The organism is Enterobacter cloacae complex sp. P13B (assembly GCF_014895915.1).
In the GTDB taxonomy this organism is placed as follows: Bacteria; Pseudomonadota; Gammaproteobacteria; order Enterobacterales; family Enterobacteriaceae; genus Enterobacter; species Enterobacter bugandensis.
Genome location: NZ_JADBQN010000003.1, coordinates 23,355 through 38,351, shown reverse-complemented (window position 1 = coordinate 38,351; position 14,997 = coordinate 23,355). Strand labels below are relative to the sequence as shown.

Sequence of the window (14,997 nt, the reverse complement as noted above, 5' to 3'; positions counted from 1 at the left end):
GACGCTCCCGACTACTGGCTAACCGGGCAATGCAGACGCGTTATTTCACCGCGTCGCCCCAGAGGAGAAATAAGTGTAACCGTGATGCTGACACATCCTGCGTGCGTTGTCTGCACCCGACTGGCCTGCCAGCCTGCGGGCAGAACATTTGTTGAGAGCTGAGCCTGATTCCAGGCATGGTGCCAGAGCTGACGATACTGGTTAAACAGCGTAAACCGCGCCGCCAGCGCCCGATGATAGCCGGCCAGTGCCGTGACGATGATGACCAGCAGCATCATCGCCAGCAGAACCTCAACCATGCTAAATCCTTTTTCTTTGCTTACGGCAGCTGGCATAGCGAACGTTCCTTTAGTGGGCAAAAATCACTCCAGCCGTGAGGCGAAAAGCGAATATTACCGTCAATAATCTCTCCTGAACGCCAGAGCAGCAGGTCGTTGACTCCGGCAATCAGTAAAACAGTGGTCTCACTCAGCCGCCGCAAACACACTTGCCAGGCGGGTGCCTTTTTGCACTGGACTTCAGGAGCGGGTGACCAGCTCTGAACGCGCCCCCACTCAAGCGCTGACTGTACAGAAGCCTGCTGCTGCAGCGAACGGCTCTCACCGCCAACGAGCGCGCTGAACGTTGTCAGCTGCTGGTTAAGGCCGGTGAGGATCAGCGTACCAAGCACCAGTAAAAGTAGAACCAGCGCCAGCGAAGACATACCGCGTTGACGGTTCACAGGTTGTACCCCGTGACCGTATACAAAGCCTGATAAGGCTCTCCTTGATCGCCGTTGCGCAGGGCGGACAGTTCGATATTCAACTCCGGCGCAAACCCGGCGTGTGTTACTTTCCTCACCACAAAATGCGCGATGGCGAGCCTGTCCGGGTTCGTGAGCTTTTCCCATCCCTGACCTTCACACGAGGTTGCCCCACGAAGCGTTTCCAGCGCGCCCGATTCCAGACGAAAACCGGTGCTGTCGTTTTCTGATGCACTGCGATCCCAGCGACCGTTACTGTTGGCATCCCACCGAACAATGATGCAGCTGCCCTGCCTTGCGATCGCCAGCCCTTGCCCCTGGCAGTTCCCCGCGCAGTAACCCGCACGCTGAAGCTGTTTGCCGAGAGCAAACAGGCGCTGCCAGACCTCTTCTTCCAGCTCTCTCTGGCCGGATTGCAGTAATACCGCCTGCTGCAATCCGGGTAGAAAGCGCGATGCGCCAATCAACAACAGGCTACTGATGGCCGTGGCAATCAGAACTTCTGTCAGCGAGAAACCGCGTTGTCTCATCGACATGAACCTCCTTGTGAGACCTTACACATTCTGATGCGCCCTCCGTCTGAGACCAGGATAAGCCATTCACCGGCACGGCTTTGCACGCGTATCCGTCCTGCCCATGCCGTATCCCTTAACCCATAGAAGCCTAATGACGGTGTGACCTCGCTCACCGCGACCTCTGGCCAGAGTGGAATCAGAACAAAGGGGCTGCCCTTCCCACAGCCTTGTACGGCAGCGCTCACCAGACACTCCTGTCCCCCAACCCGCAGCTGGGTTATGTGATGATCGCGGTTGTACCTGTTGGCATCATTTCGCAGAAACACCAGATAGTCGCGCACCTGGCCGGCGGTTTGCCACAGCCGCTGCTGCCGCTGCCAGCTGTCCCAGCCGTACAGACCTGAGGCGCTGAGTATGACAACCAGCGAGACTGCCACCAGCGTTTCGATAAGCGTAAAGCCGTTCTCTTTTTTCATGGGGGAAGTGTGGCGATTCGCCGTGGGTGTGGCGAGCGGTGAATAATGGTTTTACGAGGCGTTATCCGAAGTATCAGGAGAGTTGCAGCGCGTTGCACGTTTTCTGGATAACGCCTCGGAAAATGGAATAAAGACGAAAAAAAACCGGCGCTAAACAGCACCGGTTATGTCACGCTTTACCGCATCAGATAGCGACGGGCGCTTTGATGCCAGGGTACGGGTCGTACCCCTCAATCTCAAAATCATCAAAGCGGTAATCGAAGATCGATTCCGGTTTGCGTTTGATAATCAGCTTCGGCAGCGCGCGCGGTTCACGAGTGAGCTGAAGATGCGTCTGTTCCATATGATTGCTGTAAAGATGGGTGTCCCCACCTGTCCAGACGAAATCACCCACTTCCAGGTCGCACTGCTGCGCCATCATGTGGACTAACAGCGCATAGCTGGCAATGTTAAACGGCAGGCCGAGGAACACGTCACAGGAGCGCTGGTAGAGCTGGCAGGAGAGCTTGCCGTCTGCGACATAGAACTGGAAGAACGCGTGGCACGGAGCCAGCGCCATTTTATCCAGCTCGCCCACGTTCCAGGCGGAAACGATGATTCGGCGCGAGTCCGGATCGTTTTTCAGCTGGTTCATCACGGTGGTGATCTGGTCAATATGGCGGCCATCAGGCGTTGGCCATGCGCGCCACTGCTTGCCGTAAACCGGGCCCAGGTTGCCGTTTTCATCTGCCCATTCGTCCCAGATGGAGACGTTATTTTCGTGCAGATACGCAACGTTGGTGTCGCCTTGCAGGAACCAGAGCAGTTCATGAATGATCGAGCGCAGGTGGCAGCGCTTCGTCGTCACCAGAGGGAAGCCTTCTTGCAGATTGAAGCGCATCTGGTGGCCAAAAATGGAGAGCGTACCGGTACCGGTACGGTCGTTTTTCGGCGTGCCCTCATCGAGCACTTTTTTCATCAATTCAAGATACTGTTTCATGGTTCCTCAGGAAAGTTGTTGCTGTGGACGACGACGATACGCCCAAATCATCATAATGGCACCCGCGACAATCATCGGAATGGAGAGGATCTGCCCCATGCTGATGTACTGTACCCATTCGCCGGTAAACTGCGCATCCGGCTGGCGGAAGAATTCAACGATGATGCGGAACGCGCCATAGCCAATCAGGAACAGTCCGGAAACAGCTCCCATCGGGCGCGGCTTGCGAATAAACAGGTTGAGGATGATAAACAGCACCACGCCTTCCAGCGCCAGTTCATACAGCTGGGACATATGACGCGGCAGCACGCCGTAGGTATCGAAAATGGACTGCCACTCCGGGTGCGACGGCAGCAGCGCGATATCCTCCGCGCGGGAGCCCGGGAAGAGCATCGTGTACGGTACGCTTGGGTCAACGCGGCCCCACAGTTCACCGTTAATAAAGTTGCCCAGACGACCCGCCCCCAGACCAAACGGGATCAGCGGTGCGATAAAATCTGACACCTGGAAGAAGTTGCGTTTGGTGCGTTTGGCAAAAATCACCATCACCAGGATCACCCCAATCAGGCCGCCATGGAAGGACATGCCGCCGTCCCAGACGCGGAACAGGTAGAGGGGATCGTTCAGGAACACCGGGAAGTTATAGAACAGTACATACCCAATACGGCCACCGAGGAACACGCCGAGGAAGCCCGCGTACAGCAGGTTTTCAACTTCGTTTTTGGTCCAGCCGCTGCCAGGACGGCTGGCGCGACGGCCCGCGAGCCACATGGCAAAAATAAAGCCCACCAGGTACATCAGACCGTACCAGTGAAGCGAAACAGGTCCTACTGAGAAAATGACCGGATCAAATTCCGGAAAATGCAGATAACCACTGTTCATCTGTCACCACAAGATGTTGTTATTCCGCTGAAAGTGGACAGCGGTAGACATGCGATTCTGCCTTAAGCAGAGGCTCCAAAGTTGCGAATCATAGCATAAGGCGGGCGCGGAGGATGCGCCAGAGATGTAAAAGATGTGTATAGGTTTTTGTGCGCACTGGCGCCCTCTCCACAAGGAGAGGACGAAAGACGATTAGCGACCACCGCGGATCAGGCCGCCCATACCGCGCCGTTCCATAAATGCCGCCACCTGGTGACGAACCTCTGCGGCCAGCTGCGCCTCAAGGCTGCGCTCAGCCAGCTCGCGGGCATCATTGATGTCGATATGCCGCAACAAATACTTCACGCGCGCTACTGCGCGGCCGTTCATTGACAGATGGCGATACCCCAGACCAATCAGGATCGCGACGCACATAGAGTCTCCGGCCATTTCACCGCACAGGCGGAGATCAATACCGTACTGTTCAGCCTCACGGGCAATCATCGCCAGCGCGCGAATGATCGCCGGGTGCAGGCTATCGTAGATACTGGCGACGCGGGTGTTGTTCCGGTCGACGGCCAGAATATATTGCGTCAGGTCGTTGGTACCGACAGAGATAAAATCAACGCGATTTGCCAGCTGCGGCAGCATAAAGACCATAGATGGCACTTCGAGCATGACGCCGATCCGTGGTTTCGGGATCGCATAGCCAATCATCTCTTCCACTTCACGACCAGCACGTTCGATCAGGCGCCGCGCTTCGTCGATTTCATCTATGCTGGTGACCATCGGCAGCAGGATACTGAGATTGCCCGTCGCGGCGTTGGCGCGCAGCATCGCGCGCACCTGGATCAGGAAGATCTCCGGCTGATCGAGCGTAATACGGATCCCGCGCCAGCCCAGACACGGGTTCTCTTCGCTGATGGGCATATACGGCAGCTGTTTATCCGCCCCGACATCCAGGGTTCGCAGGGTGACAGGCTTGTCGTTGAACATCTGCAACATCCCCTGATACTGCGCCACCTGCTCCTCTTCGGAGGGGAAACCGCTCTGCAGCATGAAGGGGATTTCAGTGCGGTATAAACCGATCCCGTCGATGCGGCTGCCAAGCTTCTCTTCGTGCTCGGGGCTTAAGCCGGCGTTGAGCATGACTTTGATCCGCTCTCCGCTTTTCAGCTGCGCGGGCAGGTTAACGTCATCTTCCGCCAGCTTGCTTAATTCATTCTCTTCGCTGATGAGACGCTGATATTCCTGGAGCAGAACCGGCTCAGGATCGACCAGCAGTTCACCGCGGTAACCATCAACCACCAGCGTGCGGCGGTGCAGCACCGAGGGCTGAATATCCGCCCCCATAACGGTAGGGATACCGAGCGCGCGCACCATAATGGCGGCATGGGAGTTCGCTGCACCATCACGTACGACAACCCCAGCGAGTCTGTCCTGCGGCAGCTCGGCCAGCGTTGTTGCCGAAAGTTCATCGGCCACCAGCACAAACCGTTTTGGCCAGGCATTCGGCCCCTGAATGGTGTCATCGAGGTGGAACAGCAGGCGCTGTCCCAGCGCGCGGAGATCTCCCGCCCGCTCTTTCAGATAACCGTCGGTCAGGGCAGCGAACTGCTCGGCAAATTTTTCAATGACCTTTTTAACCGCCCACTCCGCGACTGCGCCTTTATCAACCTCAGCAAAAAGCTCACGGCGCAGACGCGCGTCGGAAAGCAGGTGCGAGTAGAGGTCGAAGATGGCCGCCGTCTCTTTTTGCGCACCAGCGGCAAAGCGTTTGCTGTAGCGACGGAACTCATTGGCCGCCTCTTCCAGCGCGGCGGTAAGACGCTCGCGCTCCAGCGCTTCATCAAGCGTAGAGGCTTCGTAGACCTGCTCCATCAATGGCAGCGTGGCGTCCATCCAGCCTTCCGCAATCGCCACCCCTGGCGAGGCCGGAAGGGCGCGAATGCGCGTATGGCGGTACTGACCAAAGAGCGCAGCAAGCTGAGACTGAGAGAGGATCGCCGCCATCTGCGTCGCCAGCGTGACGAGGAAGGACTCTTCGCTTTCATCATACTGACGCAGCTCGCGCTGCTGGACGACCAGCACACCGAGTAGCTGACGACGCTGAATAATCGGCACACCCAGAAACGCGCGGAAGCGTTCTTCTTTTACGGAAGGGATGTATTTAAAGCTGGGGTGTTTTTGAGCGTCGGCAAGGTTGATAGGTTCAGCCAGCCGCCCAACCAGACCGACAATACCTTCATCAAATGCGAGCGTTACGGTGCGCCCCCGCGGCTTTTTCAAACCGCGGGTCGCCATCAGGTAATAGCAGCGCCGATCGTGGTCGGCCAAATACACCGAACAGACCTCGGTCTCCATCGCAAGACAGATGTCAGTGACCAAAATATTCAGCGCCTCGTTGAGGCGCGGAGCGCTGGCCACCTTCTCGACTATTTCTCGCAAGCGGGTGAGCATGATTTGCGTAGCTTAACCTCTTTTACGTCGCCAGGCAGGTGCGCTCTGCGGCTTAGGCGGGATCTCCTGAAGCTGCATCACCACACTTGCAAACTCTTTCATCACCCTACGGTAAACATCGCGCTTAAATGACACGACCTGACGAACAGGATACCAATAGCTCACCCAGCGCCAGCCATCGAACTCCGGCGTACTGCTGGTTTGCATATTGATGTCCGAATCGTTGCCCACCAACTGCAGAAGAAACCACTTCTGTTTCTGGCCGATACAAACCGGCTTTGTGTCCCAACGCACCAAACGTTTCGGTAACTTGTAACGCAACCAGTTGCGGGTCGAGGCAAGGATGCGAACATCTTTTCGGCTTAAACCGACCTCTTCAAAAAGCTCCCGGTACATCGCTTGTTCTGGGGACTCTCCCGGATTGATCCCGCCTTGCGGGAACTGCCAGGAGTGCTGACCATATCGACGGGCCCACATGACCTGGCCCTGACGATTACAAATTACTATTCCTACGTTCGGGCGGTAGCCATCGTCATCAATCACCGGACTACCCCAAACTAAACCTTATATATGAATGATTGTTTCACACTACAGTGAGGCGGTAAACCACTCTCTTACAGGCCTGCAACTTAATAACATTTGAATAACTCACAAATAAGCGCAGAGTTATAAACAGATGTGCGGTCTCAAGGGCAATTTTATTCACCTTTTCTGTGGATATAGTTGTGAAGAAGTGTCTGATTACCGATGAACAACCTGAAATGGCCTCTGCCCTCCCGTTTCTCGCCTTCAACATAAGGCCATATTTTTCATTATCTTATATTCATATCAACAAACAAAATGCAGAATAGCGTGACGATCGTCACAGCAGGGATCGTCGTGCTGATGAAAGATCGAACAGCGTCGGTTTTATCCACAGATTGTGCCAATAAGTTAGGCACAATTTGTCTGAAATTTGGATTTTCGTCGCACGTCAAGGCTGTAAATTGAAACAGTAGTCAGGGTTATGCCCAGTTATCCCATTTTTCTGTGGATAACATGGTGTAAGATCCTGTTTATTGTCAGTGACCAGATTTGAACAACCCGTTTTGCGTCCCTGATGAAACCGTGAAAAATTCATAAAAAAACCTATAAATCATGCACATGGAATATTGGTACAGAAAAAGTTAAACTCTATCCACAGGGGACTGTTTCTTCGTTTATTTTTTAATCAAAAGGTTATCGTCATGCATCCGCTTTCACCCTTGTTCTCACCGCCTTCGAGCGAAAGTCAGTTGCTACAGCAGGCTCAGCGCCTTGCAGGCTTCTCGCTGGGCGAACTGGCGGCGATGGCAGGGCTACAGATCCCGAAGGATCTGAAACGAGATAAGGGCTGGATCGGCATGCTTCTGGAGCTGTGGCTGGGGGCAAGCGCCGGGAGCAAGCCAGAGCAAGATTTCGCGGCCCTTGGCGTAGAGTTAAAAACTATTCCTATCGACCGTCAGGGTCGGCCCCTGGAGACTACCTTTGTCTGCGTTGCGCCCTTAACCGGCAATACCGGCGTAACGTGGGAGACCAGCCACGTGCGCCATAAGCTGAATCGCGTGCTTTGGGTTCCGGTTGAAGGCGAACGGCAGATCCCGTTAGCTGAACGCCGCGTTGGCGCGCCGCTGCTCTGGAGCCCGGATGAAGAAGAGGAGCATCAGCTGCGCCTGGACTGGGAAGAACTGATGGACATGATTGTGCTCGGTCAGGTCGAGCGAATTACCGCCCGGCACGGAGAAGTGTTACAGCTGCGCCCGAAAGCGGCAAACAGCAAAGCGCTTACCGAGGCGATCGGCGCGATGGGCGAACCCATACTAACGCTACCGCGCGGTTTTTATCTCAAAAAAAATTTCACCGGCGCGCTGCTTGCTCGTCATTTCTTACTTAAAACATAGTTTTTTACTTATTTTGCGAGCTCACAAACATAATCGCCTGGTTTTTAAGATTTTACCGCTTCACCCTGTTGCTATAACGGGTTAATACTACACTATGATTTGATACGAGCCAGATGAGGACGATAACGATGAAAAAATGGGCGGTGTTAATTTCAGCAGTCGGGTTGGCGTTTGCCGTTTCGGGCTGCAGCAGTGATTATGTCATGGCGACGAAAGACGGCCGGATGATCCTGACTGACGGTAAACCTGAAGTCGACGATGATACCGGTCTGGTCAGCTACCACGACCAGGCAGGCAATAAAATGCAGATCAATCGCGACGAAGTCTCGCAAATTATTGAGCGATAACAGTCGGAGGTCAGTAGCCTACTGGCCTTTTTGTTTTTTTTCTTCCCCTTTTGCTTCCCCTCTGCCATGTTTATATTCCTTTGTCGGGAGGTTCCTGACGCGGTCTACATGTCTATTGAAGGAAGCCGGCTATGCATTATCACCGTATCCCCCACAGCGCTCTGGAGATAAGTCAACTGGGGTTGGGCACGATGACATTTGGTGAACAAAACAGCGAAGCCGATGCCCATGCACAACTCGATTATGCCGTCAGCCAGGGGATTAACCTGATTGATGTCGCAGAGATGTACCCTGTGCCTCCACGCCCTGAAACGCAGGGACTTACCGAAACCTACGTCGGTAACTGGCTGGCAAAACGCGGTAACCGAGAAAAGCTGGTTATCGCCTCGAAAGTGAGTGGCCCCGCGCGAAACAACGATGCCGGGATCCGCCCAAACCAAATCCTCGATCGCAAAAATATCCGCGCCGCGCTGGACGCGAGCCTGAAGCGCCTGCAAACCGACTATCTCGACCTTTACCAGGTCCACTGGCCGCAGCGTCCAACCAACTGTTTTGGCAAGCTCGGGTATAGCTGGAACGAGAGCGCCCCCGCCGTTACGCTGCTGGAAACGCTGGAGGCGCTGACCGAATGCCAACGCGCGGGAAAAATCCGCTACATTGGCGTGTCCAACGAAACGGCCTTTGGCGTAATGCGCTATCTGCACCTGGCGGATAAACACGATCTGCCGCGCATCGTCACCATCCAGAACCCGTACAGCCTGCTTAACCGCAGCTACGAGGTGGGGCTGGCTGAAGTGACGCAATATGAGGAAGTGGAACTGCTCGCCTATTCATGCCTCGGTTTCGGCACCCTGACGGGGAAATACCTGAACGGTGCGAAACCGGCCGGGGCGCGTAATACCCTCTTTAGCCGCTTTACCCGCTACAGCGGCGAGCAGACGCAGAAAGCCGTTGCAGCCTATGTGGATATCGCGAAGCGCCACGGCCTGGATCCGGCGCAGATGGCGCTGGCCTTCGTGCGCCGTCAGCCGTTTGTTGCCAGTACCCTGCTTGGCGCGACGACTATGGAACAGCTGAAAACTAACATTGAGAGTTTCCATCTGAACCTGAGTGAAGAGGTGTTAGCGGAGATTGAAGCGGTGCATCAGGTTTATACCTATCCTGCGCCGTAGCTGATGCTTTTGCCGGGTAAGGCGAAGCCGCCACCCGGCTACTTATTAACGGCGACGCTGCCAGACCCACAATCCCGCAATCGCCGCCGCGAACAGCCCACCAAATCCGACGCCAATCGCCACCACCGGGACACCCACTTTTACCGCCAGCGAGTAGAGCCCCAGCATTAACAACATGGCCAGGTTTTCACCGAGATTTTGAACCGCAATGGCATTCCCCGCCCCGACGGTCTGCTTGCCACGCTCCTGGAGTAACGCATTCAGCGGTACCACGAAGAAGCCCCCCAGAATACCAATCAGGATCAACAGAGCATAAGCGGGCAATAACGCATGTTGCAGCGAGAAAATAAGCACCACGAGGCCAATCAGGATCCCCGCTGGCATGCAGCGTGCAACCGTTTCAAGCGTCACCAGCTTCGCCGCCGCGCCCGCCCCAGCCACAATCCCGATCGCCACCATCGCATTCAGATAGGTCGGCGTCGCGTTGTCGGTGATCCCCAGCGCCACCGGTACCCACAGAACCAGCAGGAAGCGCAGCGTGACGCCCGCCCCCCAGAACATACTGGTTCCCATCAGGGAGAAACGCGTTTCCCCGTTACGCCACAGCACGCGGCACGCGTTAAAGAAACTGCCGGTCATCGGTTTAAAGCGCCAGGACTGGCCCGGGCGAGCCACCGGCAGCTTCGGAATAAACAGGTTAGCCACAACCGCCCCACCATACACCACTGCACACACGCCCAGGGCAGCCAGAACATGCCAGTCGGCCAGCACGCCACCCGCGACGGAGCCGAGGAGGATAGCGGCAATCGTTGACGACTCCATCAGGCCGTTGGCTTTCACCAGCTTATCGCCCGTGGTCAGTTCTCCGAGAATGCCATACTTCGCCGGGGAGTAGGCGGCAGCACCGATGCCCACCAGCGTATAGCCAACAAACGGATTAAAACCAAAACATATACTGGCAGCGCCCAGCAGCTTGAGACCGTTGGCAAACATCATCACCCGGCCTTTGGGGAAACTGTCCGCCACCTGCCCCACAAACGGGGCAAAGATAATGTAAGCGCCCACAAACACCATCTGCAGGATCGGCTGACTCCAGTCGGGGTAAAACTCGGCTTTCAGCAGCGCCAGCGTGGCAAACAGCAGCGCGTTATCACCGAATGCAGAGAGAAACTGCGCGGCGATGACGGCCATCATGCCTTTCGACCTGAGGGAGGTGTTAGTGTGTACTGACTCACGCATTATGCTGTTCCGCCTCTTCAACCATACCTTTCAGGGTCACGAAATCGGGCTTGCCGCTACCCAGCACCGGAAGCTGCTTCAGGTAGCGAATATCGCGCGGCACCGCCAGCTCTGGAATGCCATGCTCACGCGCATAGCTCAGTAACCTGTCGCGCTTAAGCTCAGCATCAGTGGTAAACAGCACCAGCGCCTCGCCTTTGCTGGCATCGCTCTTCACGACCGTGGCGTGCATCTTCTCGGCGGACACGGCCGTCGCCAGTTGTTCAACCATTTCCAGAGAGACCATCTCACCGGCGATTTTGGCGAAGCGTTTTGCGCGCCCCTGAATCTGTACAAAGCCTTGCTCATCGAAACGAACGATATCACCGGTGTCGTACCAGCCGGTTTCAATCTCGCCGTTGACGTTTTCCGCCGTTGGCGCTTCCAGCACGCCTGGGTTTTCCACGCGCAGGTAACCGTTCATCACGTTCGGCCCTTTCAGCTGCAGGCGGCCACCGTCCTCAATGCCCGGCACCGCCAGCAAGCGCGCATCCATCCCCGGCAGAATTCGCCCCACCGTTCCCGGTTTCGCCGCCATCGGCACGTTAATCGAGACCACGGGCGCGCACTCGGTAACGCCATAGCCTTCGAGGATGCGCAGGCCAAACTTGTCCTGCCAGATCTGACGCGTGCTCTCCTGCAGCTTTTCCGCACCGGCCACCACGTACCGAACGCGGAAGAAATCATACGGATTGGCGAAACGGGCATAGTTACCCAGGAAGGTTGAGGTCCCGAACAGGACGGTGCAGTTACGGTCATACACCAGCTCCGGCACAATGCGGTAGTGCAGCGGGCTGGGATAGAGGAACACCTCGGCACCGGTCAGCAGCGGCGTGAACAGCCCCACCGTCAGGCCAAAGGAGTGGAACAGCGGCAGCGCCGACATAAAACGGTCATTCGCGGTAAAGTCGGCGATGCTTTTAATCTGCTCAACGTTCGCCAGAATACTCTTGTGGCTGTGGACGACGCCTTTCGGGTTACCCTCCGAACCCGATGTGAAAAGGATAATCGCGTCATCTTCCGGCTGCTGTTTGACCTGCGCCAGATGCGGAACCAGCAGATGCGTAAAAATCCACAGCTTGTCGCCGGTGGTCACGTCCGCTTTTAGATCTTCAAGGAAGACCCAGCGTACCTGGGTCAGCTGTTCCGGCAGATGCCACAGCTTGCCTTTGTCCAGAAACTGTCGGGAGGTAAAGACGGTATTAATCTGCGCGGCAGTAATGGCGCTGGTCAGCCCCTTCACGCCCGCCGTGTAGTTCATCATCGCCGGAATACGGCCCCGGGAAACCGCACCAAAAATCACCGCCGCGCTGATGCCCGCGTTTGGCAGCATCAGGCCGATCTTTTCGCCCTTTTTGCTGTACTTCTCAAGAATGCGGCCCACGAACAGCGTCTTGGTCAGCAGTTTACGATAGGTATCAGGGGTAAAGTTGATGTCTTCAATGCAGTTTTTCTTCGCGCCGTAGCGGTACTGCGCCGAAAGCAGGGACTCATACAGCGTTTCGCGCGGACGAACGGCCATGCGCGCTTCCATCATAATCTGGTGCAGCATTTCCCCGGCGATTTTACGGCGATCGCGGGCGCGTGGGGCTTCCGGCATCGGTAACGACGTTGGCGGCAGGATATGCAGCGTGATTTTGGGGAACAGACGCTGCTTCACCAGCCCCTTAAGGCGGCTGAAATGGGTCAACTCTGCGCCTTCAATGCGCAGCGGCACCACGGTCGCGTTTGATTTCGCCGCGACAAACCCCGCGCCGTCGTAGATTTTCATCAGCGAACCGGTCACTGAAATGCGCCCTTCCGGGAAAATGACCACCGGACGCCCCTGCTCTACCAGACGTACCAGGTGTTTAATCATCATCGGCTTTGTCGGGTCAAGCGGTACGAAATCGATCAGTGGGGTGAGCCAGCGCATATACCACTGCTGGCTGATGGAGGTATAGACCGCAAACACCGGACGCACGGGCAGAAACAGCGCAAGCAAGATGCCGTCTATAAAGGAAACATGATTGGGTGTGATGAGAACGCGCTCGCCACGAAGCGCCTGGGCATCGCCAGTGACGCGGATGCGAAAAAGAATACGGAACAGTGTACGGAAAAACCCAAATAGCATCTCAACTCCCTTTGCCAGACAGTGTGGTGGGTTGACAGTAAATGGTGGCAGATTACACGAGAAGTGATACGGGAGCGACAGCAAAAGTGGAGGCGAAAAAAAACCTGCGCATCCGCGCAGGCTGGTGCAAGAGATGAGTACGAAACCGTACTAAGAATTCTCACCAATCAATACCTCTGGGATCTTGATTGTGGCTGTTGACCCTGCGCTTCGCCAGCAGGAAAACGCAAGGGAATGAGCCGAAATGCAACCAGGTGTGAATATTCTCTTTTGCTGTTACAGGTTGAACTGTCAGGCAAAAAAAAACCTGCGTAAGAACGCAGGCTGGTGTAAGTCGTGTTAATCAACCGGAGTTGATTCCACCTATCAATACCTCTGGGATCTCGACTCTACCAACCTCTTTAACGTCATCGCCACCGGACAATCGCAACAGCCTGAGGCAAAGTGTAACTAAAGGTTCAAAATGACATTCTTCTGACATGACCAGGCGTGTAACGATTACACTACCAGGGTTGGTCTGCGTCACGTTTGTGGCGCGCGGAAACCGGCTTCCCTTGAATGGACGTCACTTTTCCGCAACACTATTCAGTGTGTAAACGCTTACCCCAAATAAGAAGGTTATAAATGGCGACAATAAAGGATGTGGCTCGTCTGGCAGGTGTGTCGGTAGCCACCGTCTCCCGCGTGATTAATGATTCACCCAAAGCCAGTGACGCATCACGCCAGGCGGTACAAAGCGCCATGGAAACCCTGAACTACCATCCGAATGCCAACGCCCGCGCGCTCGCCCAGCAGTCAACAGAGACTATTGGGCTGGTGGTGGGAGACGTTTCCGACCCCTTTTTCGGTGCCATGGTAAAAGCGGTTGAACAGGTCTCTTATCAGACGGGTAATTTTTTGCTGATCGGCAATGGCTACCATAATGAACAAAAAGAACGCCAGGCCATCGAGCAGCTGATCCGCCACCGCTGCGCTGCACTGGTGGTACACGCCAAAATGATCCCGGATGCCGAGCTAATTCACCTGATGAAGCAAATGCCCGGCATGGTGATTATCAACCGTATTATCCCCGGCTTTGAAAAACGCTGTGTAGCACTCGACGACCGCTACGGCGCCTGGCTTGCGACCCGTCATCTGATTCAACAGGGTCATACCCGGATTGGCTATCTCTGCTCCAATCACCCCATTTCTGATGCGGAAGACCGCCTGCAGGGCTACTACGACGCCCTGCGCGAAAACGGTCTGCCGTGCAATGACCGTCTGGTGGCCTACGGTGAACCGGATGAGAGCGGCGGCGAACAGGCCATGACGGAGCTGCTGGGTCGCGGACGGAATTTCACCGCGGTCGCCAGCTATAACGATTCGATGGCCGCCGGGGCAATGGGCGTCATGAATGACAACGGGATCGAGGTGCCGGCGGAAATCTCGCTGATTGGCTTCGACGATGTTTTGGTCTCCCGGTACGTGCGCCCGCGCCTGACCACCGTACGCTACCCCATCATCACGATGGCCACCCAGGCCGCAGAACTGGCGCTGGCGCTGGCCGAACAACGACAGCCGCCGGAGATTACCCATCTCTTCAGTCCAACGTTAGTGCGCCGTCACTCCGTTGCTGCGCCCGCTGACGCGCAGAGCGAATAGCGATACAGGTGTACCGTTTTATCCGGATACTCCAGCCCATCGCCAATATACTGCCAGCCGTAACGTTCATAGAAGTCGCGGCAGGCAGACCAGAGATGAAGTTCCTCGTACCCGGCCCGTGCGGCGAAGCGAATAACATGCTGCTGTAACTTTCCTGCCAGCCCCTTGCCGCGCGCCGCGTCGTCAACGTAGAGCGCCGCCAGCCACGGACAGAGATCCTGACGGGTAATCAAATCACAGCGCCAGAGTCCCACCGTCCCGAGAAGCCGTTCATCCTCTACGGCGATAAAGGTCAGCGGCAGGGCACCCGGCGTCTGGCTGTGCTCGACGATGCTATGGAAAAAATCCCGCGCAAGCCCCTCGCCAAAGGCCTGCCAGAGCCAGTCGGTGACCTGCTCCGCATAGCGCGGTGCCTCGTAAAGCGGGAGAATGACGGTCTTTTTCACGTTTCACCTGCGTTTTTAATGAATATGCTGGCCTGACGCCTCCAGCCG

15 protein-coding genes are annotated in these 14,997 nt (G+C 55.9%); 4 read left to right on the top strand and 11 right to left on the bottom strand.

Annotated elements, in window-relative coordinates; all coding sequences use genetic code 11:
* Positions 1–11: 11 nt before the first annotated feature.
* From IM273_RS01320 to rppH, 8 genes are all read right to left on the bottom strand, one after another.
* Positions 12–335 (bottom strand): prepilin-type N-terminal cleavage/methylation domain-containing protein, encoded by a 324-nt coding sequence (locus tag IM273_RS01320; RefSeq protein ID WP_048960720.1) that lies wholly within the window; start codon positions 333–335, stop codon positions 12–14.
* Positions 320–721 carry a DUF2509 family protein gene (locus IM273_RS01315; RefSeq protein WP_048999249.1) on the bottom strand — a complete coding sequence of 134 codons (402 nt, stop codon included), beginning with the start codon at positions 719–721 and terminating at the stop codon, positions 320–322. The genes IM273_RS01320 and IM273_RS01315 overlap by 16 nt, the downstream gene beginning before the upstream one ends.
* Entirely contained in the window at positions 718–1,278 is a 561-nt protein-coding gene (locus IM273_RS01310) for a prepilin peptidase-dependent protein (protein WP_193050597.1), read from the bottom strand. The genes IM273_RS01315 and IM273_RS01310 overlap by 4 nt, the downstream gene beginning before the upstream one ends.
* The gene (locus IM273_RS01305) at positions 1,269–1,733 is read right to left on the bottom strand and encodes a prepilin peptidase-dependent protein (protein ID WP_193050599.1); all 465 of its coding nucleotides are present in this window, start codon (positions 1,731–1,733) and stop codon (positions 1,269–1,271) included. Before IM273_RS01305 ends, IM273_RS01310 begins: the two co-directional genes overlap by 10 nt.
* A gap of 184 nt (positions 1,734–1,917) precedes the next feature.
* The gene (gene thyA / locus IM273_RS01300; RefSeq protein WP_047367463.1) at positions 1,918–2,712 is read right to left on the bottom strand and encodes a thymidylate synthase; all 795 of its coding nucleotides are present in this window, start codon (positions 2,710–2,712) and stop codon (positions 1,918–1,920) included.
* A gap of 6 nt (positions 2,713–2,718) precedes the next feature.
* Entirely contained in the window at positions 2,719–3,594 is an 876-nt protein-coding gene (gene lgt / locus IM273_RS01295) for a prolipoprotein diacylglyceryl transferase (protein ID WP_028014284.1), read from the bottom strand.
* A gap of 192 nt (positions 3,595–3,786) precedes the next feature.
* Positions 3,787–6,033: a phosphoenolpyruvate--protein phosphotransferase gene (gene ptsP, locus IM273_RS01290; RefSeq protein ID WP_028014285.1), complete on the bottom strand. Its 2,247-nt coding sequence runs from the start codon at positions 6,031–6,033 to the stop codon at positions 3,787–3,789.
* Between the two features lie 12 nt (positions 6,034–6,045).
* The gene (gene rppH, locus IM273_RS01285) at positions 6,046–6,576 is read right to left on the bottom strand and encodes an RNA pyrophosphohydrolase (RefSeq protein WP_013098553.1); all 531 of its coding nucleotides are present in this window, start codon (positions 6,574–6,576) and stop codon (positions 6,046–6,048) included.
* 683 nt (positions 6,577–7,259) lie between these two features.
* On the opposite strand from rppH, the gene mutH reads away from it, so the two are divergent.
* The 3 genes from mutH (at position 7,260) to IM273_RS01270 (ending at position 9,471) form a co-directional block, all read left to right on the top strand.
* A complete protein-coding gene (gene mutH, locus IM273_RS01280; RefSeq protein WP_193050601.1) occupies positions 7,260–7,952 on the top strand; it encodes a DNA mismatch repair endonuclease MutH in 693 nt (230 codons plus the stop codon).
* Between the two features lie 128 nt (positions 7,953–8,080).
* Entirely contained in the window at positions 8,081–8,299 is a 219-nt protein-coding gene (locus IM273_RS01275) for a YgdI/YgdR family lipoprotein (protein WP_014885085.1), read from the top strand.
* 131 nt (positions 8,300–8,430) lie between these two features.
* Positions 8,431–9,471 carry an NADP(H)-dependent aldo-keto reductase gene (locus IM273_RS01270; protein ID WP_028014287.1) on the top strand — a complete coding sequence of 347 codons (1,041 nt, stop codon included), beginning with the start codon at positions 8,431–8,433 and terminating at the stop codon, positions 9,469–9,471.
* A gap of 45 nt (positions 9,472–9,516) precedes the next feature.
* Here the strand turns inward: IM273_RS01270 and lplT are convergent, their stop codons facing one another.
* Complete coding sequence (gene lplT, locus IM273_RS01265) at positions 9,517–10,710, bottom strand: lysophospholipid transporter LplT (protein WP_059358098.1); 1,194 nt, start codon at positions 10,708–10,710, stop codon at positions 9,517–9,519.
* Positions 10,703–12,862: a bifunctional acyl-ACP--phospholipid O-acyltransferase/long-chain-fatty-acid--ACP ligase gene (gene aas, locus IM273_RS01260; RefSeq protein WP_193050603.1), complete on the bottom strand. Its 2,160-nt coding sequence runs from the start codon at positions 12,860–12,862 to the stop codon at positions 10,703–10,705. The genes lplT and aas overlap by 8 nt, the downstream gene beginning before the upstream one ends.
* A gap of 624 nt (positions 12,863–13,486) precedes the next feature.
* On the opposite strand from aas, the gene galR reads away from it, so the two are divergent.
* Positions 13,487–14,503: an HTH-type transcriptional regulator GalR gene (gene galR / locus IM273_RS01255; protein ID WP_028014290.1), complete on the top strand. Its 1,017-nt coding sequence runs from the start codon at positions 13,487–13,489 to the stop codon at positions 14,501–14,503.
* Here the strand turns inward: galR and IM273_RS01250 are convergent.
* A complete protein-coding gene (locus IM273_RS01250) occupies positions 14,464–14,949 on the bottom strand; it encodes a GNAT family N-acetyltransferase (protein WP_041908378.1) in 486 nt (161 codons plus the stop codon). The two genes, galR and IM273_RS01250, sit on opposite strands and share 40 nt — an antisense overlap.
* Between the last annotated feature and the right edge of the window lie 48 nt (positions 14,950–14,997).